Source organism: Kitasatospora sp. NPDC059327 (genome assembly GCF_042752535.1).
Taxonomy (GTDB): domain Bacteria; phylum Actinomycetota; class Actinomycetes; order Streptomycetales; family Streptomycetaceae; genus Kitasatospora.
Map to the genome: position 1 here is coordinate 35827 of NZ_JBHYYB010000049.1, position 22038 is coordinate 57864.

21 protein-coding genes are annotated in these 22038 nt (G+C 75.6%); 12 read left to right on the plus strand and 9 right to left on the minus strand.

Annotated elements, in window-relative coordinates:
* The first annotated feature begins 60 nt into the window (after nt 1-60).
* Nucleotides 61-597, plus strand: coding sequence for an AAA family ATPase (locus ACFXHB_RS26650; protein ID WP_380577163.1), 537 nt, complete (start codon nt 61-63; stop codon nt 595-597).
* Between the two features lie 96 nt (nt 598-693).
* On the opposite strand, the gene ACFXHB_RS26655 is transcribed toward ACFXHB_RS26650, so the two are convergent.
* Both ACFXHB_RS26655 and ACFXHB_RS26660 read right to left on the minus strand, forming a co-directional pair.
* Entirely contained in the window at nt 694-1431 is a 738-nt protein-coding gene (locus tag ACFXHB_RS26655) for a VOC family protein (RefSeq protein WP_380577164.1), read from the minus strand.
* 90 nt (nt 1432-1521) lie between these two features.
* Nucleotides 1522-2070 carry a MarR family winged helix-turn-helix transcriptional regulator gene (locus ACFXHB_RS26660; RefSeq protein WP_380577166.1) on the minus strand — a complete coding sequence of 183 codons (549 nt, stop codon included), beginning with the start codon at nt 2068-2070 and terminating at the stop codon, nt 1522-1524.
* A 46-nt stretch (nt 2071-2116) separates the two neighbouring features.
* On the opposite strand from ACFXHB_RS26660, the gene ACFXHB_RS26665 reads away from it, so the two are divergent.
* From ACFXHB_RS26665 to ACFXHB_RS26680, 4 genes are all read left to right on the plus strand, one after another.
* Nucleotides 2117-3136: an EamA family transporter gene (locus tag ACFXHB_RS26665; protein WP_380577167.1), complete on the plus strand. Its 1020-nt coding sequence runs from the start codon at nt 2117-2119 to the stop codon at nt 3134-3136.
* A gap of 350 nt (nt 3137-3486) precedes the next feature.
* A complete protein-coding gene (locus ACFXHB_RS26670; RefSeq protein ID WP_380577168.1) occupies nt 3487-4881 on the plus strand; it encodes a GTP-binding protein in 1395 nt (464 codons plus the stop codon).
* Between the two features lie 240 nt (nt 4882-5121).
* Entirely contained in the window at nt 5122-6021 is a 900-nt protein-coding gene (locus ACFXHB_RS26675; RefSeq protein ID WP_380577169.1) for a neutral zinc metallopeptidase, read from the plus strand.
* Between the two features lie 254 nt (nt 6022-6275).
* The gene (locus tag ACFXHB_RS26680) at nt 6276-6638 is read left to right on the plus strand and encodes a hypothetical protein (protein WP_380577170.1); all 363 of its coding nucleotides are present in this window, start codon (nt 6276-6278) and stop codon (nt 6636-6638) included.
* Nucleotides 6639-6773: 135 nt separating this feature from the next.
* Here ACFXHB_RS26680 and ACFXHB_RS26685 read toward each other — a convergent pair whose 3' ends face one another.
* The gene (locus ACFXHB_RS26685; protein ID WP_380577171.1) at nt 6774-8330 is read right to left on the minus strand and encodes an alpha/beta hydrolase; all 1557 of its coding nucleotides are present in this window, start codon (nt 8328-8330) and stop codon (nt 6774-6776) included.
* Nucleotides 8331-8867: 537 nt separating this feature from the next.
* Between ACFXHB_RS26685 and ACFXHB_RS26690 the strand changes: the two genes are divergently transcribed.
* Complete coding sequence (locus tag ACFXHB_RS26690; RefSeq protein ID WP_380577172.1) at nt 8868-9257, plus strand: dihydrofolate reductase family protein; 390 nt, start codon at nt 8868-8870, stop codon at nt 9255-9257.
* 139 nt (nt 9258-9396) lie between these two features.
* Here ACFXHB_RS26690 and ACFXHB_RS26695 read toward each other — a convergent pair whose 3' ends face one another.
* On the minus strand, nt 9397-10035 hold the full coding sequence (locus ACFXHB_RS26695) for an NAD(P)-dependent oxidoreductase (protein WP_380577173.1): 639 nt from the start codon (nt 10033-10035) through the stop codon (nt 9397-9399).
* Nucleotides 10036-10173: 138 nt separating this feature from the next.
* Nucleotides 10174-11106 carry an EamA family transporter gene (locus tag ACFXHB_RS26700; RefSeq protein WP_380577174.1) on the minus strand — a complete coding sequence of 311 codons (933 nt, stop codon included), beginning with the start codon at nt 11104-11106 and terminating at the stop codon, nt 10174-10176.
* A 99-nt stretch (nt 11107-11205) separates the two neighbouring features.
* Between ACFXHB_RS26700 and ACFXHB_RS26705 the strand changes: the two genes are divergently transcribed.
* A complete protein-coding gene (locus ACFXHB_RS26705) occupies nt 11206-11703 on the plus strand; it encodes a MarR family winged helix-turn-helix transcriptional regulator (RefSeq protein ID WP_380577175.1) in 498 nt (165 codons plus the stop codon).
* Nucleotides 11704-11794: 91 nt separating this feature from the next.
* Here ACFXHB_RS26705 and ACFXHB_RS26710 read toward each other — a convergent pair whose 3' ends face one another.
* The gene (locus ACFXHB_RS26710) at nt 11795-12781 is read right to left on the minus strand and encodes a methyltransferase domain-containing protein (protein ID WP_380577176.1); all 987 of its coding nucleotides are present in this window, start codon (nt 12779-12781) and stop codon (nt 11795-11797) included.
* Nucleotides 12782-12810: 29 nt separating this feature from the next.
* Between ACFXHB_RS26710 and ACFXHB_RS26715 the strand changes: the two genes are divergently transcribed.
* Nucleotides 12811-14307, plus strand: a complete 1497-nt coding sequence (locus ACFXHB_RS26715) for a PLP-dependent aminotransferase family protein (RefSeq protein ID WP_380577177.1) — start codon at nt 12811-12813, stop codon at nt 14305-14307.
* Between the two features lie 254 nt (nt 14308-14561).
* On the plus strand, nt 14562-15737 hold the full coding sequence (locus ACFXHB_RS26720; RefSeq protein WP_380577178.1) for a glycoside hydrolase family 3 N-terminal domain-containing protein: 1176 nt from the start codon (nt 14562-14564) through the stop codon (nt 15735-15737).
* A 115-nt stretch (nt 15738-15852) separates the two neighbouring features.
* On the opposite strand, the gene ACFXHB_RS26725 is transcribed toward ACFXHB_RS26720, so the two are convergent.
* Complete coding sequence (locus ACFXHB_RS26725; protein ID WP_380577179.1) at nt 15853-16335, minus strand: GNAT family N-acetyltransferase; 483 nt, start codon at nt 16333-16335, stop codon at nt 15853-15855.
* Nucleotides 16336-16833: 498 nt separating this feature from the next.
* A complete protein-coding gene (locus tag ACFXHB_RS26730; RefSeq protein WP_380577180.1) occupies nt 16834-17553 on the minus strand; it encodes a polysaccharide deacetylase family protein in 720 nt (239 codons plus the stop codon).
* A gap of 379 nt (nt 17554-17932) precedes the next feature.
* Between ACFXHB_RS26730 and ACFXHB_RS26735 the strand changes: the two genes are divergently transcribed.
* The 3 genes from ACFXHB_RS26735 to ACFXHB_RS26745 all read left to right on the plus strand — a co-directional run bounded on the left by ACFXHB_RS26735 (nt 17933) and on the right by ACFXHB_RS26745 (nt 19294).
* Nucleotides 17933-18385 (plus strand): hypothetical protein, encoded by a 453-nt coding sequence (locus ACFXHB_RS26735; RefSeq protein ID WP_380577181.1) that lies wholly within the window; start codon nt 17933-17935, stop codon nt 18383-18385.
* Between the two features lie 276 nt (nt 18386-18661).
* Nucleotides 18662-19072, plus strand: coding sequence for an ArsR/SmtB family transcription factor (locus ACFXHB_RS26740; protein WP_380577182.1), 411 nt, complete (start codon nt 18662-18664; stop codon nt 19070-19072).
* Nucleotides 19073-19078: 6 nt separating this feature from the next.
* On the plus strand, nt 19079-19294 hold the full coding sequence (locus ACFXHB_RS26745; protein WP_380577183.1) for a DUF6126 family protein: 216 nt from the start codon (nt 19079-19081) through the stop codon (nt 19292-19294).
* On the opposite strand, the gene ACFXHB_RS26750 is transcribed toward ACFXHB_RS26745, so the two are convergent.
* Nucleotides 19272-21860 (minus strand): cytochrome P450, encoded by a 2589-nt coding sequence (locus ACFXHB_RS26750; RefSeq protein WP_380577184.1) that lies wholly within the window; start codon nt 21858-21860, stop codon nt 19272-19274. The two genes, ACFXHB_RS26745 and ACFXHB_RS26750, sit on opposite strands and share 23 nt — an antisense overlap.
* Between the last annotated feature and the right edge of the window lie 178 nt (nt 21861-22038).

Here is a 22038-nt window from a genome sequence, read left to right on the forward strand (position 1 = left end):
CACCGCCGGCCCGTCTTCCGCCGCTCGCCGCTCCGGCCGCCGTCCACTAGCGTGGGGCAGATGACGGGGAGCGAGCACACCGTGCTGATCGTCCTTCGGGGCAACAGCGGATCCGGGAAGTCGAGCATCGCGGCCGCGCTGCGCGACCGGTACGGGCGAGGGCTGGCGCTGGTCGGCCAGGACAATCTGCGCCGGACCGTGCTGCGGGAGCGGGACGCGGACGGCGCGGCCGCGATCGGCCTGGTCGACACCGTCGCCCGCTACGCCCTCGACCACGGTTTCCACGTCGTGGTCGAAGGCATCCTCTCCGCCGCGCGCTACGGCCCGATGCTCGGCCGGCTGGCCGCGGACCACCGCGGCCGCACCCGGCTGTACTACCTCGACGTCGACCTGGCGGAGACCCTGCGGCGCCACGCCGGGCGGACGCAGTCCGCCGAGTTCGGCTCCGAGGAGATGACCGACTGGTACGTCGGGGGCGACCTGCTGCCCGGGGGCGCGGAGCGGGTCCTCGGCCAGGACAGCACCCTGGAGCAGAGCGTGGCCCGGATCCTCGACGACACCGGGCTGACGCCCCCGGGGTGGCGGCCGGCTCCCTGAGCGCCCGCCGGCGGCGCGCGGGGGAGGGTGGCCCGGCGCTCGACGCGTCCCGTCGGGGTCCGCCGCTCCGGGACCGGCCGGAGCCGTCGTCCGTGCTCAGCGAGGGCTGAGCAGGCAGAACTCGTTGCCCTCCGGGTCGACCAGGATCCGCCAGGAGATCGCGGACTGGTCGATGCCGGGGTCGGCGGCCCCCAGGGCGCGCAGTCGGGCGTCCTCCGCCGCCAGGTCGTCACCGGGGTAGGGGGCGATGTCGAGGTGGACGCGGTTCCACCCGCTCTTGACGTCCGGGGTGCGCACGAACTCCAGGTAGGGGCCGACGCCTTGGGCGGAGCGCAGCGAGGCGTGGTCGTCGGCGACCTCGTGCACCGTCCAGTCGGTCGCCTCGCCCCAGAACCGGGCCAGCGCGCGCGGGTCGGCGCAGTCGACCACCACCGCGGCGACCGGCCCGGTGTCCCGGTAGACGGGGCGGGGCTCCAGGACGCAGAACTCGTTGCCCTCCGGGTCGGCCATGACCGTCCAGGGGACATCGCCCTGGCCCACGTCGGCGAGTGTCGCGCCGAGGCCCCGCAGGCGCGCGACCAGCTCCGCCTGGTGGGCCGCCGAGGTGGTGGCCAGGTCGAGGTGCACCCGGTTCTTCACCGTCTTGGGTTCGGGGCGGGTGATGATGTCGACGCAGACGGCCGCCGGGTCGGGGTAGGCGAAGCCCACGGGTTCGAGGTTCGTCACGCCGGGGCCCTCGCTGTCGAGGCCCCAGCCGAGCGCCTCCGCCCAGAACCGGCCGAGCGCGGAGTCGTCCTGGGCCTTCATGTTGATCTGCACGAGTCGTGTTGCCATGCCGCAGATCCTAGGACCGGGCCCGGCGCCAGGAGTGCGCGGTCGGCCCGCGCGGTCGGGCCTCGCCGAGCGGGGCGGCCGTCCCCACGATCAGTCGCCGGCGGGCGGCCGTGGGTGGTCCAGGCGGTGCTGCCAGGTGGTCAGCAGGCTCTCCAGGGCGTCCGACTCCGCCGGGGTGAGCAGGTCCAGCAGGCGGTGTTCGTTGTGCAGGTGGGCGGTGAAGGCCTCGTCGATCAGCCGGCGGCCGGCCGGGGTGAGCGCGACGACGCGTGCGCGACCGTCCGCGTCAGCGCGGCGGCGGGTGACCAGCCCGGCGCGTTCCAGGCGGTCGATCCGCTTGGTCATGGCCCCGGTGGTGACCATCGTGTGGGCGGCGAGCTCACCGGGGGCCCGTTCGAACGGCGCGCCGGCCCGGCGCAGCGCGGCGAGGACGTCGAACTCGCCCTCGCCCAGGCCGTAGCGGCCGTAGACCAGGCCGAGTTCGTCGGTGAGGCGGGCGGCGAGGCGGTGCAGCCGGCCGATCACCGCCTGCGGCGAGACGTCGAGGTCGGGCCGCTCCCGGCGCCATTCGGCCTGGATGGCGGCCACGTGGTCAGGGGTGCCGGGCGGGGGGCCGACCGGTTCGCGCTGCTGCTCCATGACACCATCCTAGCCGGATAGCTTCCTGGGAAGCTATATTGCTTCCATGGAAGCCAATCTGCGATGGGTGCTGCTGACCGCCGTCGCGCCGGTCGCCTGGGGCGCCAACTACTACGTCACCCGCGCGTTCCTCCCGGCGGACCTCCCGCTCTGGGGCGCTGCCCTGCGGGCCCTGCCGGCCGGGCTGATCCTGCTGGCCCTGTGCCGCCGGCGGCCGCGCGGTGCCTGGTGGTGGCGCTCGGCGGTGCTCGGACTGCTCAACACGGGCGTCTTCTTCGCCCTGCTCTACGTCGCCTCGCAGCTGCTGGCCACCAGCGTCGCGGCGACCGTCATGGCCGCCTCCCCGCTGGCGATGATGCTGATCGCCTGGGCCCTGGCCGCCGAGCGGCCCGCCCGCGCTCACCTGGCCGGCGCGCTGCTGGGCCTGGGCGGGGTCGGGCTGCTGGTCCTCACCCGGACGGGTCCGGTGAGCCTGCCCGGGCTGGCCGCCTCGGTGACCGCCATGCTGGTCTCGTCCTGCGGCTACGTGCTCGCCGGACGATGGCGTGACGGCGCGGACGTCCTGGCCTCGACCTCCTGGCAGTTGATCGCCGGCGGACTCGTGCTGCTCCCGGCGGCGGCGATCGCCGAGGGGGCACCGCCCGCACCCACCCTGCCGGAGCTGCTCGCCCTCGGCTACGTCACGGTGGTGGCCACCGCGCTGGCGTTCTGCGCGTGGTTCGCCGGACTGCGGCACCTGCCGGCGGGCACGGTCGGGCTGATCGGGCTGCTCAACCCGCTGACCGGTGTCCTGCTCGGCACGGCGGTGGCGGGGGAGGAGCTGGGGCCGTCGCAGGTGGTGGGCCTGCTGCTGGTACCGGCGGGCGTGGTCCTCGGGCGGCCGCGCACCGCGGGGCGGCGGGCGGCGGCCCACCGGGCGGGCGCGGTCGAACAGGTGGCGGCGGGTCGGTTGGGGCGGGGTGGTCGGCCCGGGCCGACGGGTGGGCCCGGGTCGGTGGGTCGGTGCGGGTCGGGGGGTCGGTCCGGTTCGGGCGGTCGGTGCGGGTCGGGCGGGAAAACCGGGTGACCCGCGCGGTGCCGGCTCCCTAGACTCGCCCCGCAGTCGCACGCCGCCGCAAGTCCGTGGGGTGGCGTGCCCCGTGACGAGTGAGGGAGGACCGGTCGTGCGCTACCGCACCGCTGTTGTCGTTCCCTCGTCGCGCTACGAGGTGATCCTGGTGTCCTCGCGCGTCCGGTGCCCGCTGCGCGGCCGGCACCGGAAGTCCGCGACGAACGTCTGAACCGCCGCTCCACCCGGCCCCGCTGACGGGCTCCCGGGTGGGCGGCGTGCGCGGCCGGACGCCCTCCGGCCGGCCACGGCCGTCGTCGCCGCAATCGCGCCGCCACCCTGCGGAACACTGCGAAAGGCACCGGGCCATGCGCACCGACCTCGCCGGCACGACCACGACCGGCACCACGACGACCGGCACGACCACGACGACCGCCACCACGACGAGCGGCGCGGCCACCGCGGCCATCGCCGCCGTGCGCAACCTGGGCATCCTCGCCCACGTGGACGCGGGCAAGACCACCGTCACCGAGCGGATCCTCTACCGCACCGGAGCCACCCACAAGCGGGGCGAGGTCCACGACGGCACCACCGTCACCGACTTCGACCCCCAGGAACGCGACCGGGGCATCACGATCTTCGCCGCGGCGGTCAGCTGCGCCTGGGACGGCCACCGGATCAACCTGATCGACACCCCCGGCCACGTGGACTTCGCCGACGAGGTGGAGCGCTCGCTGCGGGTGCTCGACGGGGCGGTGGCGGTGTTCGACGCCGTGGCGGGCGTCGAGCCGCAGAGCGAATCGGTGTGGCGCCAGGCCGACCGGCACGGCGTGCCGCGGATCGCGTTCGTCAACAAGCTCGACCGCGCCGGCGCCGACCTGGACACGGCGGTCGCCTCCATCCGGGACCGTCTGCACCCGGCCCCGCTGGTCGTCCAACTGCCCATCGGGCGGGAGGACGGCTTCACCGGCGTGGTCGACCTGCTGCGGATGCGCGCGCTCACCTGGGCGGACCGGCCGGGCCCGGACGCCTACCGGGAGGGTCCCGTCCCCGAGGAGCTGCGGGCGGAGGCCGAGCACCGCCGTCGCCTGCTCGACGAGGCGGTGGCCGGGCTCCACCCCGGCGCGCTGGAGGAGTACTGCGACCGCGCGGCACTCTCCACCGACACGCTGGCCGCCGCGCTGCGCGACCTCGGCGGCGCCGGCCAGTTCGCCCATCTGGTGCTCGACGTGGCGCCGCTGGAGGCCGACGACGCCCGGGCGGCTGAGGGGTTCGTGTTCCGCTCCACCGTCACCGGCGGGCGGGTGCCGAAGGAGTACGTCCAGGCGGTCGAGGCCGGCTGCCGGGACGCGCTCACCGAGGGCCCGCTGGGCGGTCACCCCGTCACCGGGGTGCTCGTCACGCTGACCGACGGGGCCACCCACCCCAAGGACTCCTCGGACCTGGCGTTCCGCACCGCCGGGCGCCAGGCCCTGCGCCAGGCGCTGCGGGCCTGCCACCCGCTGCTCCTGGAGCCGGTCGCCGACGTGACCGTTCAGGTGCCCGAGGACGCGGTCGGCGGCGTGCTCGGCGACCTGGCGGCCCGCCGCGGCCGGGTCCAGGGTGCGCAGGACCGGACCGGTGCGGCGGCCGTGACGGCGACGGTGCGGGCGGTCGTGCCGCTGGCGGAGCTGTTCGGCTACGCGACCGGGCTGCGCAGCCGCACCCAGGGCCGGGGCACCTTCACCCTCCGGCCCGCCGGCTACGCCCCGGCGCCGCGGTAGGCGCCCACCGGCCGGGCCCGCCCGCACCGGGTCGGGCGGGCCCGGCCGGTGCGTCCGTCGTCGGTGCCACCGACACGGGGGCGTCCGTCAGAGGCGCGTCCGTGGGCCGGCGCTCGGCGGGGCGGCCGCCCCGGCGGACCGCCCCTGACCTGCGCGTCCTTCCCGGCCGCGACGGTGCGACGGGCTACCGTGGCCGGGCGGCCGCACCCCGGCCGCGGCGGGTACGACGGACGGACGGCCATGCAGTTCGACGACCAGGGGGACCTCGACACCTCGCAGGTGGACGACCGGCGCGGGAGGCCGGGCGGCAGGATCGCCGTCGGCGGCGGCGCGGCGGGCCTGCTGGTCGCCCTGGTCGCGGTGCTCCTCGGCGTCGACCCGAGCCTGCTCGGTCTCTCCGACGGGGGCGGCGCGGGCGCCGGTGCGCGGCCGAGCACCGCCGGCGAGGTCCAGCAGGTCTGCCGCAGCGGGGCGGACGCCAACCGTCGCCAGGACTGCCGGATCGTGGCCGTCACCAACAGTCTCCAGGAGTACTGGCGGGGCGAACTGCCCCGGCACGGCACGCCCTACCGGCCCGCCGAGACCGTCCTGTTCACCGACCGGGTCTCCACCGCCTGCGGCGCGGCGACCTCCGCCGTCGGCCCGTTCTACTGTCCGGGTGATCGGCAGGCCTACTTCGACCTGGGCTTCTTCGACGAGCTCTCCACCCGGTTCGGCGCCCGCGGCGGCCCCTTCGCGGAGGCGTACGTGGTGGCCCACGAGTACGGGCACCACATCCAGAACCTCACCGGCACGATGGAGAAGGTCGGCCGGGACCGGCAGGGCCGGAACAGCGCCTCCGTGAAGCTCGAACTCCAGGCGGACTGTTACGCCGGCGTCTGGGCCCACCACGCCACCACCACCCCGCAGGCCTCCACCGGCCGGCCGCTGATCAGCTCCCTCACCGACCAGGACATCGCCCAGGGGCTGGACGCGGCGGCCGCCGTCGGCGACGACCGGATCCAGCAGCAGGCCACCGGCCGGATCGACCCGGAGAGCTGGACGCACGGCTCCTCCGAGCAGCGCGAGGCCTGGTTCACCACCGGCTACCGTACGGGCGCCGTGACCAGCTGCGACACCTTCACCACCGCTGCGCGCTGACCCTCCCGGGCCCCGGGGCGGCCCCGGACCCGCCCCGGACCGGCCTTGGCCGCCGTGCACCCGACACCGAGCCAGCCCCACGCCGGCCCCCACGTCGCCGCGGACACCGCCGCGACCCGGGACGGGGGCGCCCGTCCGTCGCCCGCCACACCCTGTCATCCGTCAGGGACCGCTGCCGCCGCACCGCTCCTACGCTGCTGATCACCGGCCGGATCAGTCGTCCCCGGACCAGCCACAGCAGAGGGAGAACCACCATGCGCAGGATCCTGCACGCCGCCGCCGCGCTCGCCCTGGCGACCGCCGCCGTCACCACCCTGGGCGCCACCGGCGCCCAGGCGGCCGACAGCTGGGACGGCTGTCCGTCCGGGGCGGTCTGCGTCTACGGCGAGGGCGCCCCCACCTCCACCCCGCCGACCGACGTGTTCTACAGCTACGGTGCCCACAACCTGTCGAACAAGAGCGGCTGGCACTGGGTCCTCAACAACCAGACCGGCGGGGCCCACGCCCACCTGTGCCTCGGCTACAACGGGACCGACTGCACCTACGACATGCCCGCCCAGAACGGCGTCTGGGCCGACCTCGGCCCGGTCAACTCCATCACGCTCGACCGTCCCTGACCGTCCGCGTCCGCTCCTGAGCGCCCCTGGCCGCCCCTGATCACCTCGGCGGTGGACGCCGGACCTGGTCCGACGTCCACCGCCACCCGCCCGTGCGGGACCGCACCCGGCGCCGGGGGGCGTCGGGACGACGGGTCAACCGGCCTGCGGGGAGGGGCAGTCGAGGTCGTGGGCGGGGGCACGTCCGGCGAGCAGGTAGGACTCGACGACCTCGCGGACGCAGCTGTTCGGCCCCGGGTACTGGCCGTGGTCGCCGTTGCCGGTGACCGTCACCAGCCGGGAGCCGCGCAGCGCGCGGTGGGCCGAGCGGGCGGCCTCGTAGTAGGTGGCCGGGTCGTGGACCGAGTTGAGCATCAGCGTGGTCGGCAGGCCCGCCCCGGTCACCCGTACCGGGGGCGCGGCCGGGGCCGGCCAGGCGGCGCAGACGCCGGCGAACGCGAGGGTCCGGGCACCCGCCAGCGGCCAGCGGGCGGTGAACTCGGCGCCCCGCTCGACCCAGGTGTCCAGATCGCCGGTCCAGGGCGTGTCGTTGCAGGTCACCGCGAAGTACTCGGCGAGGAACTCGGGGCTCAGGTACTGGCCGAAGACCAGCTGCGCCGTCGCCCGCGCGGTCGGGTTCGCGCCCGGCCAGTCGTCCAGCGCGGTCAGCGCGGTGGCCAGTGCGGGGAAGCCGTCGCTCTCCCGGTAGAGGGCCTGGACGGTGCCGTTGTCCACCTGGTTCGGTCCGACGGTCAGGCCGCCGTCGACGAGTGGGCTGTCGTGCAGGGCCGCGCGCCGCCGCTCCCAGTGGGCCTTGACCTCGGCGACGGTGGTGCCGTAGTGGTACGCGCTGTCCCGGGACGCCAGCCAGGGCAGGAAGTCCTCCTCGAAGCGCCGCTGGAAGCTCATCGGCTGCCCGAGCTGGAACCGCTCCCAGCTGCCGTCGAAGCCGACGTTGCTGTCCAGCACCATCCGGTCGATCCGCTGCGGGAAGAGCGTCGCGTAGTAGGCGCCGATCATGGTCGCGTAGGACGGGCCGTAGTAGCTGATCCGCCGCTCGCCGAGCAGGGCGCGGAAGAGGTCGACGTCGCGCGCGGTCTGCTCCGTCGTCAGGTAGGGCAGCAGATCGCCACTGCGCTGTGCGCAACCGGCCGCCAGCCGGCGGGAGTTGTCGATCACTCGGGCGCGGTCGGCGGGGGAGTCGTCGCGGAAGTCCCCGGCGAAGAAGGCCTTGAACTCCTCGGGCGTCTGGCAGACGACCCGGGTGCTGTGGCCCACCCCGCGCTGGTCGAAGCCCACCACGTCGTACGCGGCTCCGACGGCCGGTGCCGCGCGGACGAAGCCGTCCGGGCGCAGCAGGCCCGCGCCGCCGGGACCTCCGGCGGCCATCACCAGCGTGCCGCGCCGCTTCGCCGGATCCGCCGCACGGTGGCGGGACACCGCGACGGAGAGGTCCGGACCGTCCTGCGGGTGGTGCCAGTCGCGCGGGACGGCCATCGTGGCGCACTCCAACGCGGGCGCCTCCGCGCAGGGCTGCCACGCGAGTTGCTGCCGGCTGTAGTGGGTGGGGACGGCCGGCGCGGCGGTGGTCGTGCCGGCGGCGCTCGCCGCCGAGGCGCCGGTGGAGGGCAGGGCGACAGCGGCGAGGAGCACGGCCGCGGCGGCGACGAGCGGGCCCCGACGTCGACGGGTGCTGGGTGCGGAATCGTTCACGTCCTCGATCCTGGCGGATCGGAGGGGTGCGATCGATCCGGCCCGCACCCCTCTCCGGGGTGGTGCGGGCGACACCCGCCGAACGGCGGGGGTCGCGGCGAAGGGTCGCCCGTTCGAGCGCTGCGCGCCGCGCTGTTGACGGTCGGTCGACACCCCGTCACTCCGACACCCCGTCACCCCGTCACCCCGAGACCTCGCCCCCCGCCGGGCGTCGGGACCGGTCGTCAGGCTGCCGTCGGCGGCGGACACCACGGTCCGCACGCCCCGACCCCGGGGGAGGGAAGGAGAGGACCTCGTGCCCAGGCCGCGGGTGCACACCCTCACGGTCGTCCTGGAGGGCCTCGCCGACGGTGGTGACCGGCGCCCGGAGGGCCTGTTCGGCGGCCGAGTCGGCGGACCGCACGACGGGTTGCCCGGCGGGGCGCACGACCACTGCGAGGGCCGGAGCGGAATCGAGGCGGACCGGATCGCACGCGGCGAGCGGAACATCGGCGCCACCGTCATGGGGCGCACCGTGCTCGGGCCGCAGCGCGGGCCGTGGCCGGACGAGCCCGGCGCGGCTGGTGGGGTGAGGAACCGCCCTACCGGCACGACGTGTTCGTCCACACCCACCACCTGCGGCCCGACCTTCCGATGCCGGGCGGGACCACGTTCCGATTCATCGACGAGCCGATCGAAACGGTGCTGGGGCGGGCCTTCGCGGCGGCGGCCGGCCGGGACGTGTGCCTCGCCGGGGGCGGGGGCACGCTGCGGCAGTACCTGCGGGCCGGTCCGGTGGACGAGATGCACCTGGCCGTCGTCCCGGTGTTCGCCGGGAGGGGGGACCACCTGCTCGACCGGCTGGGGGGGGACGGGGCCGACGGTTTCCGGGTCGCCGCACTGCTCAGCTCCGCCGCCGCCACGCACGCCCCGCCGGTCCCCGGCTGACGCGTCCGGCCGGTGGGGGGTGTGGGTTCCGGTGCGGGGGCGGTGTGCGCGGTGATCCGCTGCGATGTGCCGGTGCCCGGTGCGGAGGGCATCGGGCACGCTCGCGCCGGGGTGGCGGCGGGGGTCGGTAGGCGGGGGCTCAGTAGGCGGCGGTGAAGCGGGTCCGGTGGTGGGCCGGGCGCTCGGCCTCGTCGAGGAGGACGACGGCGAGGTCTTCCATGGAGATCGCCGAGACGCCGTCGGCGTCGACCACCAGCTCGTCGCCGCCGAGGCGGTAGCGGCCGGTGCGCCGGCCCGGTTCGAGCAGGGCGGCGGGGCTGAGGTAGGCCCAGTCGACGTCGGTCGATGCCTGGTGGAGGGCGAGCTGCTCGCCGCAGGCGAGGGCGATCGGGAGCCAGGCGCTCGGGAAGTCGGGGCCGTCGATGACGGTGGCTCCGTTGCCGCCGGGCAGGGTGAGGCTGCCCGCGCCGCCGACGACGAGCAGCCGCACGTCCGTCCCGGCCAGGCCGGCCAGCAGGCCCTTGGTGGCGACGGCCAGCTCCGGCTCGCTGCCGGGGGCCGGGCGGGTGGCGCTGATCACCACGGACTGACCGGCGGCGAGGCGGGCGACGTCCTCGGGGGCGCGGGCGTCGCCGGTGGCGATCACGGCGGCGGCCGGGAGCCCGTGCGGCCGGGCCGGGTCGCGCAGGACGGCGGTGACCTCGTGGCCGCGGGCCAGGGCCTCGGTCACGATCCTGCTGCCGACGTTGCCGGTGGCGCCGAAGACGGTGATGCGCATGGGACTCTCCAGTGTCGCTGGTGCTGCTGACGGGACGGTGCTCAGGGGCTGGCGCGGTGCCGTGGTGCGCGGTGCCGTGGTGCGTGGTGCGTGGTGCGTGGTGCGTGGTGCGTGGTGCGTGGTGGGGCGGCCGTGCGGTCAGGTCCGCACGGCGGGACGGTCGGCCTCGGGCCCGGCGGCCGGCGGCGCTGTCGGGGGTGTCGGGGGAGTCGCGGCGCGGGGCCGCTGGGTCTGGGCGGCGACCAGCGAGCCGAGCACGATCACCGCGCCGAGCCCCTGGACGGGCGAGAGGTCCTGACCGAGCACGAGCCACCCGAGGGCGGTGGCGACCACCGGGCTGAGCAGCCCCAGGAAGGTGACGGAGGTCGACGGCAGCGCCCGGATTCCCCGGAACCAGAGCGCGTACGCCAGGGCCGCGCCGATCAGGGTGAGGTAGCCGTAGCCGAGCAGGTTGTCGCCGGTGAGGTGGGACGGGGGCGCGCCCTCCACGATCAGGGCGACGGGCAGCAGCAACAGGCCGCCGGCGGTGAGCTGCCAGCCGGTGGTGGCGAGCAGCGGCGCCGGCGAGGTCCAGCGCTTGGAGAGGACGACGCCGGTGGCCATCACGACCGCTCCGGCGAGCGCGGCCGCCACGCCGATGGCGTCGAGCCGGGCGTTGGCGCGCAGGACCAGCAGGCTGACGCCGACGACCCCGGCGATGCCGGAGAGCAGGGTGCGCAGCGTGAGCCGGTCGCCGAGCAGTCCGGCCGCGAGCCCGGCGGCGATCAGCGGTTGGACGGCGCCGACGGTGGCCGCGACCCCGCCCGGCAGACGGTAGGCGGCGATGAAGAGCAGGGCGAAGAACGCGCCGATGTTGAGCGCGCCCAGCACCAGTGAGCGCCACCACCAACTGCCCTTCGGCAGCCGGCGGGTGAGGGCGATGAGCAGCAGCCCGGCGGGCAGGGCGCGGATCACCCCGGCGAGCAGCGGGCGGCCGGGCGGGAGCAGTTCGGTGGTCACGAGGTAGGTCGAGCCCCAGATGGCGGGGGCGAGCGCGGTCAGCAGCACGATTCCGAGTCGATTCCTTAGCACTAAGCCAATGTATCTCAGCGCTAAGGCATATCGGGAGGGTCGACGGCGGCTCCGGCGCGTGAGGTATCTCACCACTAAGGTATCGATTAGGCTGGCGGCGTGGCAGATCACGTGGACCGCCTGGTGAAGCAGTGGGGCGCGGAGCGTCCCGACCTCGACGTCTCCCCGATGGAGGTGATCGGCCGTCTCAAACGGCTCTCCAGGCTGGTGGAGGCCGAACTCAAGCGGAACTTCGCGGCGCACGACCTGGACGCCCCGTCCTTCGACGTCCTGGCCACCCTGCGCCGCAGCGGCCCGCCCTACCGCCTCACCCCCACCGGCCTGATGCAGTCCGCGATGGTCACCTCCGGTGCCATCAGTCAGCGGCTCGACCGGCTGGAGGCCCGCGGCCTGGTCACCCGCACGGCCAGCGACTCCGACGGCCGCAGCCGGGAGGTCGCCCTGACCCCCGAGGGCTACGCCCTGGTGGACCGGGCGCTCCCCGACCACCTGGTCACCGAGCGGCGACTGCTGGCCGGCCTGGACGAGCCGCAGACGGAGGCGCTGGTCGACGCGCTGCGCACGCTCCTCGCCGCGCTCGGGGACGGTCCGGAGTAGTGGGGGGTGGGGGCGGGCCCGGAGGGCGGCCGACGGGCCCCGGCGCGGCAGGCCCCTGCCGCCGGGATCCTGACGGCAGCGACCCTGCCGCTCAGGGATTGACGGCCACCGCCTTGAAGAAGGTGTAGTGGAAGGTCCCGCCCTCCTCCGCCGTGCGCCGCAGGTCGGCGACGCCGCGGTCGAACGCGGCCGCCGTGGTGAGTCCGGCCGCGAGCGCGTCGGCGCGTACGGACTCGACCATCGCGACGAAGGTCCGCCGGGTGAAGCCCTCGACCAGCGCCGGGCGGCTCCCGTCCACCGAGACGGTGAGCGGGCGGACGGCGACGTCCCGGAAGCCCGCGTCCGCCAGCAGCGGGTGCAGTCGGCGACCGACCAGGGCGTCGCCCCCGGCGTCGGCCTGCAGGCGGACCAGATGGTCCACGGTCGCCCGGGCGGCGGCGCTGTCCGGGTGGAAGAAGGTCGAACCGTGGTCCCCCTCGATCACCGTGATCGTCCCGCCGGGCCGCAGCACCCGCCGCAGCGCCGTCAGCGCGGCCGACGGGTCCGCCAGGTGCTCCAGGACGAAGCAGACGAAGAGATGGTCGAAGGAGTCGTCCGCGAAGGGCAGTTCGTGCAGGTCGCCGTGGTGCCAGGTCACCCGCGCGCCCGGCGCCTGCGCGGCCACCCGGGCCCGGGCCGCGCCGAGCGAGTCGGCCGAGATGTCGGCGGCGGTCAGCTCCGCCCCCGGGCTGGACGCCAGCAGGTGCACCGTCTGCGCCCCGACGCCGCAGCCCGCCTCCAGGACCCGGCTGCCCGCCGGGTAGGCCGTTCCGGCGTGCAGCAGCTCCGCGAGGGTGTCCGCCTGGTCGCCCAGCCGCCGCGCCTCGGCCGGCGAGTAGCCGTGGACGTAGGCGGGGGTGTGCGTTCGGTCGTAGTCGTGGGCACGGGCGTGGCCGGGGGCGCGGGTGTGCTCCACGGCGGGGCCGGCCGCGGTGGCCTCGGCGGTTCGGTCGGCTTCGGTCGGCAAGGTGGTGTCGGTCGGCAGGGCGGTTTCGGCGGGCGGGGCGGTGTCGGCGGCTTCCGTGGTCTTCGTGGTCATGCACCCACCCTGGCCCGCACAATGGACCGGTGAACAGGTCCAAAGAGACCCTCGGTGAGGGGTCCATAACTGCCGGTGCGGACTTCCTCCAGCTCGACGCCGCCGACGCGCCGCCCGGCCGCCTCGCCGACTGGCTGGCCCGCCGGCTGCGTGAGGCCATCGTGGACGGCCGCCTCCCGGCGGGCAGCCGGCTGCCCGCCACCCGGGTGCTGGCCGGGGAGTTGCGGATCTCCCGAGGGGTCGTCACCGACTCCTACCGGCGCCTCACCGAGGAGGGCCGGCTCGCCGGGCGGGGGCGCGGCGGCACCGTCGTCCTGGCCGCGCCGGGGCCGCTACCGGCAGCACCGCCGGTCCCGAGCCCGGCGGCGCCCGGTCCGGAACCCGCCCTGTTCGAGGCCGACCCCGTGCCCGCCAGCTTCGACGCGCTGCGCGCCGCCCCCGCCCGGATCGACCTCTCGCCCGGCGTGCCCGACCTCGCCGCCTTCCCCCGCGCCGCCTGGCTCCGGGCCGAACGCGCCGTCCTCGACGGTCTCCCCGCCCACGAGTTCGGCTACGGCGACACGCGGGGCAGCGCCGCGCTGCGCAGGGCGGTCGCCCAGTGGCTGGCCCGCAACCGGGGCATCGGCGCCGACCCCGACGAGGTGCTGATCGTCGCCGGCGCCGCACAGGCCCTCGCCCTGCTCGGCCAGGCGTTCGGCCGGGCGGGCATCCACGAGGTCGCCGTCGAGGACCCGGGCTCGCTCGGCACCCGGCAGCACCTCGGCCACTGGCTCCGCGCCACGCCCCCCGTCCCGGTCGACGCCGACGGCATCCAGGTGGACGCGCTGCGCGCCACCGGGGCGCGGGCCGTCCTGCTGACTCCGGCCCACCAGTTCCCGACCGGTGTGGTGCTCGGCGGCCGGCGCCGCCGCGAACTGCTGCGCTGGGCCGGTGAGGGCGGTCTGGTGATCGAGGACGACTACGACGCCGAGCACCGCTACGACCGGCCGCCCGTGCCGGCCCTGCGCGCCGTCCTCCCCGAACAGGTCTGCTACATGGGCAGCGTCTCCAAGCTGCTCGCCCCCGCCCTGCGGACGGGCTGGCTGCTCGTCCCGCCCCGCTACCGCGAGGCCGTCCTGGCGGCCAAGCGCTTCGCCGACCTCGGCAACCCCGTGCTGCCGCAACTGGTGCTGGCGCGGCTGATGGACTCCGGCGCGCTGGAGCGGCATCTGCGCCTGCTGCGGCCACGCCACCGGCGCCGCCGGGACGCGATGATCGCCGCGATCGGCGCGCACCTGCCGGGAGCCGTGGTGCACGGTGCGGCGGCAGGGCTGCACCTGATGGTCACGTTCCCGGCCGGCCTCGGGTGCACGGACGCCGAACTCGCCACCGTCGCGCTCGCGCACGGCGTCAAGGTGCAGCCGCTGTCCTGGCACGCCCGGCTGCCGCACCCGCCGGGCCTGGTGCTGGGGTACGCGGCCGGCGCGCCGGGCGAGATCACGGAGGGCGTCGCCGTCCTCGGCCGGTTGCTGCGCGGGCCAGGCTGACTGGGCCTGGCTGACCGGCCCGGTCGGTCGGGTGTCGACGGGTCCCGGGTCCACGGCGTGTGCCCGGTCCCCGGCCCTGGCGGACCGGCCGCGCACCGACCCCGGACCGGCCGCGCACCGACCCCGGGCCGACCCCGGGCCGGGCGAGGACCTGCGCGACGCGTCGGGCCGGGGTAGCGTGGCGCATCGGACCCGGCCGTCGCCCGTGGTCCCGCTGTCGCCCGTCCGCTCGCACCCCGTTCTCGGGAGGCCCGATGTCGTCGCTCCGGCGGAGCGCCCACGTAGTGCTCCCGGCGTTGCTGCTGACCGCGTCGGCGCTGGCGCCGGCCTGCTCGGCGCAGTCCTCCCACCGGCCGCCGTCGGCGGCGGAGGGGACGACCCCGGCGGCCGCCGGCCCGGCCCCCGACCCCCTCGACCAGGTGGACTCGCGCCTCCTCGCCGGCCGGCGGATCGTGTACTCCTACCCCGGCCCCACCCCGTCGCCCGCGGTGCTCCGGGCGATCCGCGAGGGGCGGGCGGCCGGCGTCATCCTGTTCGGCGAGAACGTCACCGACCTGGCCCAACTCCGCTCGTCGGTCGCCCAGTTGCGGCAGGCCGCGGCCGAGGCGCCGGAGCCCCGCCCACTCCTGCTGATGACCGACCAGGAGGGCGGCCGGATCCGTCGCCTGCCCGGGGCGCCGGAACTCTCCGCCCGTCGCACCGGACAGGCGGCCGATCCGGCCGCCGAGGCCGCCAGGTCGGGGGCCGACGCGGGCCGCACCCTCGCGGACGCCGGTCTGAACGTCAACCTCGCCCCCGTCCTCGACGTCTACGACGCCCCGGACAACTTCATCGACCACCACGAGCGCTCCTACGGTCAGGAGCCGTCGTCCGTGGCCCGGTTGGGCAGCGCCTTCCTCACCGCCCAGCAGGATCTCGGCATCGCCGCCACCGCGAAGCACTTCCCCGGCCTCGGCTCCGCCGCCCGCGAGCTGAACACCGACGAACGCCCCGCCACCCTCCCCGTCCCGCTCGCCGAACTCCGCGCCCGGGGCGAGGAGCCGTACCGGACCGCCATCGCCGCCGGCGTCCGCCTGATCATGGCCTCCTGGGCCGTCTACCCCGCCCTCGACCCGGACCGCCCGGCCGGCTTCTCCCCGGCCGTGGTCCAGGGCGAACTCCGCGACCGGCTGGGCTTCCGGGGCGTCACCGTCACCGACGCCCTGGAAGCCGGCGCCCTCGCCGCGTACGGCGACACCGGCGCCCGGGCCCTGGCCGCCGCCGCGGCGGGCATGGACCTGCTGCTCTGCTCCGCCCGCGACGCCGACCAGGGCGAGGCCGCCGCCGCCGCCCTGGCCGCCGCGCTGGACGCCGGGAGTCTGGACCGCGCGGCCTTCGCCGCCGCCGTCCACCGGATCGACGACCTCCGCGCGACCCTGGGCGGGAGCTGAGCAGCGCTTCGCCGGTCGGCTCCGCGGTCTTGCCGCCCCGAACATCCGAGTACGCCAGGTGTTCCCCGGCCCCGCGGGCAGGCGCGATGATCCGCCGAACTCGCGTGCCGTCTCATCAGCGAAGCGCCTTCACCATCACCCGTTCCCTGGTCGCGCCATCGGGCGTCAGGCCTCCGCCCTCCTCCGCGACGACGAAGCCGTTGCGCCGGTACAGCGCGACGGCCGGCTCGTTGCCCGGGATCACCGCGAGCTTCAGCGTGGTGGCACCCGACCGCAGGGCCCACGTTTCCACCGCCGCGATCAACCGGTCTCCAACGCCGCGACCTCGTGCCCGGGGACTGACCCACACCGACCTCAGCTCGTGTGTGCCGCTGTCCCCAGGAACGCCGCCGGCCACCGCGACCACTCGACCATCCAGCAACGCGACGACGTTGTAGGCGTCGGGCATCTCCAGGCGCGCACGCCACCGTTCCTCCCCGCCGCTGTGCCAGTCCGCAAGCCGTGCCTTGAACGCCTGCGGTGACTCGCGCAGCGCGGTGAGGCGAACCTCCCGCCACAACGACCAGTCATTTCCCGTGAGAACGCGCAGCGCCACCATGGCGAGGATTCTGCCGCGATGCCCGCGGCGAAGGCCACGACGTGGACATCGACCTCCGTCCTGTCCGCCGCTCTCCGGCGGTGCTCGACGCCACTCGCCTTCGGGAAGGAGCCGTGGGATCCGGTACGTCGGGACACCAGGGACCACACCGACTCGGGGCCAACCCCCCGAAGGATGCCCGAACGTGACCACCTGGACGGCCGGCTCCGGACGGCCGGGTGGGAGGGCACCCGTCCGGTAGGGGATGAGCGGTCTGACCGGAGCACCGGGGTCCGGCACACGGGCGCGGCGCGCATCGACGAGCCGGGCGGGACGCATCGCGAGCAGGGTCCACGGCTGGATCGGCCTTCCCGCTCTGGGCTCTGCTGAACCGGCCGTGTTGGCAGACGGAGGGCCTCGCCGACCTCGCCCGGCGCAGTCGTCGGGTGGCACCGAGCTGAGCGCCGGGCGGTCGTGGTGCGCGCCCGTCCGAGTGGGCGGCCGGTGGGCTCCGCCGCCTCAGGGGTCGAGCAGGGTGCGCAGGTCCAGGATGCGGTAGCCGCGGTCGCGGACGGCGTCGATGATCAGGGGGAGCGCCTCGGCGTCCAGGCAGCGGGGATCCGGGCCCTCGTCCGGTGTGCCGACGTGGAGTTGGAGGATGGCGCCGGGAGTGAGCGCCGCGAGGGCGCGGTCCACGGCCTTCGCGACGGTCATCCCGCCGGCCGCGCCGAGGTACCCGTCGGTGTCGGTGGTGAACTCGATGTCGGCGAAACCGAGCGCGTTGACGTCGGCGATGCGCCGCGGCGTCGTCTCGCCGTAGGGGAAGCGGAAGAACGGCAGGGGGTCCACGCCGGCGGCGCCGCGGATCGCGGCATCGGCGCGCAGCACCTCGGCCCGGGCCTGCCGGGCATCGAGGCCGGTGAACAGCGGATGGCTGTACGAGTGGTTGCCGAGGCCGTGGCCGGCGGCGGTCATCGCCCTCAGCGCGTCCGGGTGTTGCTCCGCGTACTGCCCGGTGGGGAAGAAGGTGGCCGGCGCCCCGCGCTCCCGCAGCGTGCTCAGTACGGTGTCCAGCCCGGTCTCGTCCCAGGCGGCGTTGAAGGTCAGCGCCAGGACGGGCTCCTCCGTCGGGATCAGGCGGACCTCCGCGCCGAGCAACGGCGCGGGCGGCGGAGGGCCCGCCGCCGTGAGCGCGAGGGCGGCGAGCACGGCGGCGACGATCGTGCGGAGGGGCTTCACGGCCGTCCAACGCGCGGGGCCCGGACGGGGCACGCGCCGCGCCGCCGTCCGGGTGGTGCGGCCTGCGGCCGTCCGGCCGGAGGGGCGGGGTCGGAGGGCGCGAACAGCTGGTCGGGCAGGGTCTGCCGGTCGTGACGGTCCGGTGGTCGTGACGGTCTGTCGGATCGGGGCTGACGGCCCGTCGACGTGGCTCGATGGGCCGTCAGGGGCCTTGCGGCGGGCTGGCCGAGATCGCGCCATCGAAGATCGATTTCCGGTCTGTTCATGTTTTCCGGGGCAAATCGTCACCTTGACATTGGAATCGCATGCCAAGGTTCAGGCATGGCACATGTGAAATGTCACATGTGAATGACGATGTCTTGAGGAAACGGAGAGTCCGATGAACCGAATCGCTCTGCTCGCCGCGGGGGCCGCCGGCGCGGCGGCACTGCTGGCCGTCCCGGCCCAGGCCGGTGCCGCCACCACGACCACCACCACGACCACCACCTGCGGTGCCTCCGGGCTGCAGGCCGGTCTGATGACCAAGGTGTGCGCCGAGATCACCGGTGACGGCGTGCAGTTCTACGGGCAGGTCAGCCTGGCCGGTCCGCCGAGCCCGGGTGGCCCGGCCCCGCAGACCAAGGAGCTGCTGACCGGCCTCTCGGGTGAGATCGTCGGCGGTGCGTCGCTCGGCTCGTCGAGCGGGCGCACGCTGTTCACCGCGAGCACGGTGCAGGTCCGCGGTGTCGGCGGCGCGGTGCCGTGCGGGTCCACCGTCCACGGCAGCTTCAGCGTGGCGTCCTACCCGTGGAACCCGGCTCCGGTCACCGTCGATGCCGTGGTGGCCTGTTAAGGCGAAGCCTTCTCGGCGGTCGGACCCGGGGGTGGTGCCACCCCCGGGTCCGACCCGTTTCCGGGACGGGGCGGGGTGTGGCGGGACAGGGTGGGACGGGACAGGGCGGGATCGGGAGGGGTGGACGTCTCATGATCCAGGATGAGGACTTGAAGAATTCTTCATCTGTCGGGATGATGCTTCCCGGCCGTGGCGGCCGAGCGGGCCGCAGCCCCGCGCCGGGGGCGTGCGGCCGCGCGCAACCGGTACCACCGAGCAGCAGGGAGCGAGCGGACGATGGCGGTCCCGCTGTACCAGGCCAAGGCGGAGTTCTTCCGCACCCTCGGGCACCCCGTCCGGATCCGGGTACTGGAACTGCTCCAGGACGGGCCGCGACCGGTGCGCGAGCTCCTGGCCGAGATCGGGATCGAGCCGTCCAACCTCTCCCAGCAGCTCGCGGTGCTGCGCCGCACCCAGCTGGTCGTGGCCACCCGCGAGGGCAACACCGTGGTGTACGCGCTGAGTACGCCGGACGTCGCCGAACTGCTGCGCGCCGCCCGACGGATCCTCACCGAGCTGATCACCGACCAGGGCGCGCTGCTCACGGAGCTCCGGGGGCCGGGCGCCACCGAGGAGCCCGGCCTCCGCATCGACCGCGTCGACCGCGTCGACCGCGTCGACCGCGTCGACCGCGTCACGAGCGGATGAGGACGCATGAGGGCCGATGAAGGCCGGGTGGCCCGCCGCCGCCCGACGGACCGGCCGCCCACCCGGCCCCGACCGAAGGAGAACCCGGCCATGGCCAGCGGCACCAGTGACGAGCAGAGCAGGCGCAAGGCCATGCTGATCCGCGCGGGCATCTACATCTTCGCCACGCACCTGTTCGCCGGGTTCGTGCTCCTCCTGTTCACCCTCGGGGACCGTCACTGAGGTAGCGGTGGCTGGTGCTGGTCCAGGCGTAGACGCCGTCGACCAGCTCCCGGGTGCCGTCGAGGTACCAGTGGCCGGACGGGTGGCGGCGCAGCAGGCGGCGGCGCAGCGCCTCGCTCTCCGCCCGCAGCCGCGCGACCCGGGCGCGGACCGACAGCACCGCCTGGCGGCGGGTGCAGCCGCGGACGCGTTGCAGGGTCAGCACGGTGTTGAAGGCGGCGGCCGGTTGGCGTTCCTCCCGCTCCAGTGAGTACAGGTCGTTGATCAGCGTCGCGGCGTCGGCCGTGTGCGCGCGCAGGCGGTGCAGTTCGGGCTCGGCGTGCAGCCGGGCGGGCGCGTCGGCGCCGTGGACCCGCTCCAGTATGTTCATGAACGGGTAGAGGCAGCTGGCATGGCGGCGCAGCCGCATCGTCCCGGGGAGGCCGGGCGCGGTGCCGCGCGACCGGTGGGCCGACTCGGTGACGAAGGTGTTCAGGCAGGCCCGCCACTCGGCGGCGCCGCGCGCGTGCCAGGCGGGGGACATGCCCTCGTTCTGCCGTAGCCACAACTCCCGCCAGGCGTGCAGGAGTCGGCCGTCGTCGGGTGCGGCCGCGGGTGTCGGGGCGAGCGCGGGGTCGGCGCCCGCGAGCACGCCGAGCAGCGGGTCGACCAGGCTCCGGGCCCGGTCCGGGTGGCGGCCGGGCGGACCGTCGAAGCGGTCGTCGAGAATGGTGAACCAGCCCACCACATCGATGAGCAGGTCGAGTTCGGCGCCGCGGGCCCGGGGGTAGGCGTGGCCGATCAGCTGGGGGAGCGCGTAGGCCTGGTAGCGCGGCAGGTCGGCCGGGGTGAGCAGGCCGTGGCCCACCACCCAGTCGGCGTGCCGGGCGGTGGAGGCGCGCAGCTCGCCGGGCCGGCGCGGACCGCCGGGCGCGGTCGACCGGTCGGCCGGGTGGGTGGGCGGGGCCGGTCGGGGGCGGGCCGTGGCCCGGGTGGCCGGGAGTCCGGTGAGCGTGGGCCGGGTGGTGTCGGGCGGGGCCGGGGCGGTGCGCAGCCGAGGCCGGCCGTCGTGCCGGTCGGCGGTGTGGTCGTCGTGCCGGTCGGCGGGGTGGTGCGCCGCGCCGCCGGTGCGCGGGGCGAGGCGGACGCGCAGGTCCTGGGCCTGGACGGTCGTCCAGACCACCTCGCGGGCCCGGGAGCCCGGCTCGGCCGTCGGCCGCCAGCGGCGCAGGATCGCGGTGGCGGCCACGGTCAGCTCCGCCCAGGCGAAGGCCTCGCCGATGCACTTGTGCTTGCCCGCGCCGAACGGCAGGAACGCCTGCCGCCCGGCGGTCGCCGCCGCGCCGCCCTCGTGCCAGCGGTCGGGGCGGAAGTGCAGCGGCTCCGGGTGCAGCAGCGGGTCGCGGTGCACCGCGGTGAGGCTGTAGAGCAGCTCGGTGCCGGCCGGGATCCGGTACTGGCCGAGCTCGACCGGCACACGCGCCGTCCGCATCAGGAAGGCGTTCGGCGCGTGCAGCCGGACCACCTCCTGGGTGACGCTGCGGGTGTACGTCAGCCGGGCGAGCGCCTCGGGGGTGGGGGCGGTGCCGGCCGGGAGGTGCTCGTCCAGCTCCGCGAGGACGCGGGCCTCCACCTCGGGGTGCCGCAGCAGTTCGTCGATCAGCCAGGTGAGCGTGGTGGAGACGGTCTCGGTGCCCGCGCCGAACATGGTGATCGCCTCGGAGCGCACGTCGGCCTCGGTGAGCGGCCGGCCGGTGGCGGGGTCGGTGGCGGCGCGGAGCAGCGCGGGCAGGGTGCCGTCCGGCGCGCCGGAGGGCCGGACGGCACCGGCGGAACCGCCGAACGGACAGCCGCCCTCGGGCGAACCACCGGTTCGGGCGCGGCCGGCGACGGCCTGGTCGACCACCTGGTTCAGGACCCGGACGGCGGCGTCGAACCGCCGGTTGACCGGGAGCGGCAGCCTGGCGAAGGCCGGATGCGGGTAGAGCGACTGGACGATCTGGCCCTTCACCATGTCGGGCAGCGCCCGGTGGAAGGCGAGCGTGGCCTCCCCGCTCAGCCGGGCGTCGAACAGCGTGCGGGTGACGATCTCCAGCGCGAGGTGGTTCATCTCTTTGGCGACGTCGAGGATCTGGCCCGACCGCCAGCTCCCCGCCCGCTCCTGCGCCACCTGGTGCATCACCGCGAGGTACTCGGCCGTCCGCTCCGGGCCGAAGGCGGGCTGGATGATCCGGCGGCGGTCGCGGTGCGCCTGGCCCTCGGACATCAGCAGGCCGTCGCCGAACGCCGTCTTGAGGGTGTCCTGGACGGCGCCGCGCGGGCAGTCGTGGGCGAGTGCCACCAGCAGGGTGTGGACCAGGCCGGCGTCGGTGACCACGCAGACGGTGCGCGGCCCGAGCCGGATCCGGACCACGCCCCCGTGGCGGGCGAGCGAGCCGAGGAAGCCGAGCGGGTCGCGCAGCAGCGCGGGGGCGTGGCCGAGGCCGGGGAGGGCGCCCGGCGCGAGCGGGGGAGGGGCCGAGGGGGCTCTGCGCGGCGTGCTTCTGGAGGGCACGCTCGTTCTACGCGTCTCGGTCGTCAGGACCATGACATCACCTCTCACCAGACGGACCGGTGCGGCGGTACCGCCGGAGTCGTCGCCGCGACCGGGGGGAACCGAGGCGCCGCCGACGCGGACCCCGCGCGCACCACTACCAGAGGGCGCACGTCATGGGAAACGCGCCGGTCCGGCGGGCGTTGCGCCGTACCCCGGTGGATCACCCCAT

Bases quoted from the DNA above. Each gene is read 5' to 3' on its own strand.
- ACFXHB_RS26750 (WP_380577184.1), bottom strand. From the start codon at position 21,860: ATGGTCCTGACGACCGAGACGCGTAGAACGAGCGTGCCCTCCAGAAGC.
- ACFXHB_RS26740 (WP_380577182.1), top strand. From the start codon at position 18,662: ATGGCGGTCCCGCTGTACCAGGCCAAGGCGGAGTTCTTCCGCACCCTC.
- ACFXHB_RS26650 (WP_380577163.1), top strand. From the start codon at position 61: ATGACGGGGAGCGAGCACACCGTGCTGATCGTCCTTCGGGGCAACAGC.
- ACFXHB_RS26670 (WP_380577168.1), top strand. From the start codon at position 3,487: ATGCGCACCGACCTCGCCGGCACGACCACGACCGGCACCACGACGACC.
- ACFXHB_RS26720 (WP_380577178.1), top strand. From the start codon at position 14,562: ATGTCGTCGCTCCGGCGGAGCGCCCACGTAGTGCTCCCGGCGTTGCTG.
- ACFXHB_RS26710 (WP_380577176.1), bottom strand. From the start codon at position 12,781: ATGACCACGAAGACCACGGAAGCCGCCGACACCGCCCCGCCCGCCGAA.
- ACFXHB_RS26660 (WP_380577166.1), bottom strand. From the start codon at position 2,070: ATGGAGCAGCAGCGCGAACCGGTCGGCCCCCCGCCCGGCACCCCTGAC.
- ACFXHB_RS26655 (WP_380577164.1), bottom strand. From the start codon at position 1,431: ATGGCAACACGACTCGTGCAGATCAACATGAAGGCCCAGGACGACTCC.
- ACFXHB_RS26735 (WP_380577181.1), top strand. From the start codon at position 17,933: ATGAACCGAATCGCTCTGCTCGCCGCGGGGGCCGCCGGCGCGGCGGCA.
- ACFXHB_RS26680 (WP_380577170.1), top strand. From the start codon at position 6,276: ATGCGCAGGATCCTGCACGCCGCCGCCGCGCTCGCCCTGGCGACCGCC.
- ACFXHB_RS26745 (WP_380577183.1), top strand. From the start codon at position 19,079: ATGAGGGCCGATGAAGGCCGGGTGGCCCGCCGCCGCCCGACGGACCGG.
- ACFXHB_RS26725 (WP_380577179.1), bottom strand. From the start codon at position 16,335: ATGGTGGCGCTGCGCGTTCTCACGGGAAATGACTGGTCGTTGTGGCGG.
- ACFXHB_RS26695 (WP_380577173.1), bottom strand. From the start codon at position 10,035: ATGCGCATCACCGTCTTCGGCGCCACCGGCAACGTCGGCAGCAGGATC.
- ACFXHB_RS26665 (WP_380577167.1), top strand. From the start codon at position 2,117: ATGGAAGCCAATCTGCGATGGGTGCTGCTGACCGCCGTCGCGCCGGTC.
- ACFXHB_RS26675 (WP_380577169.1), top strand. From the start codon at position 5,122: ATGCAGTTCGACGACCAGGGGGACCTCGACACCTCGCAGGTGGACGAC.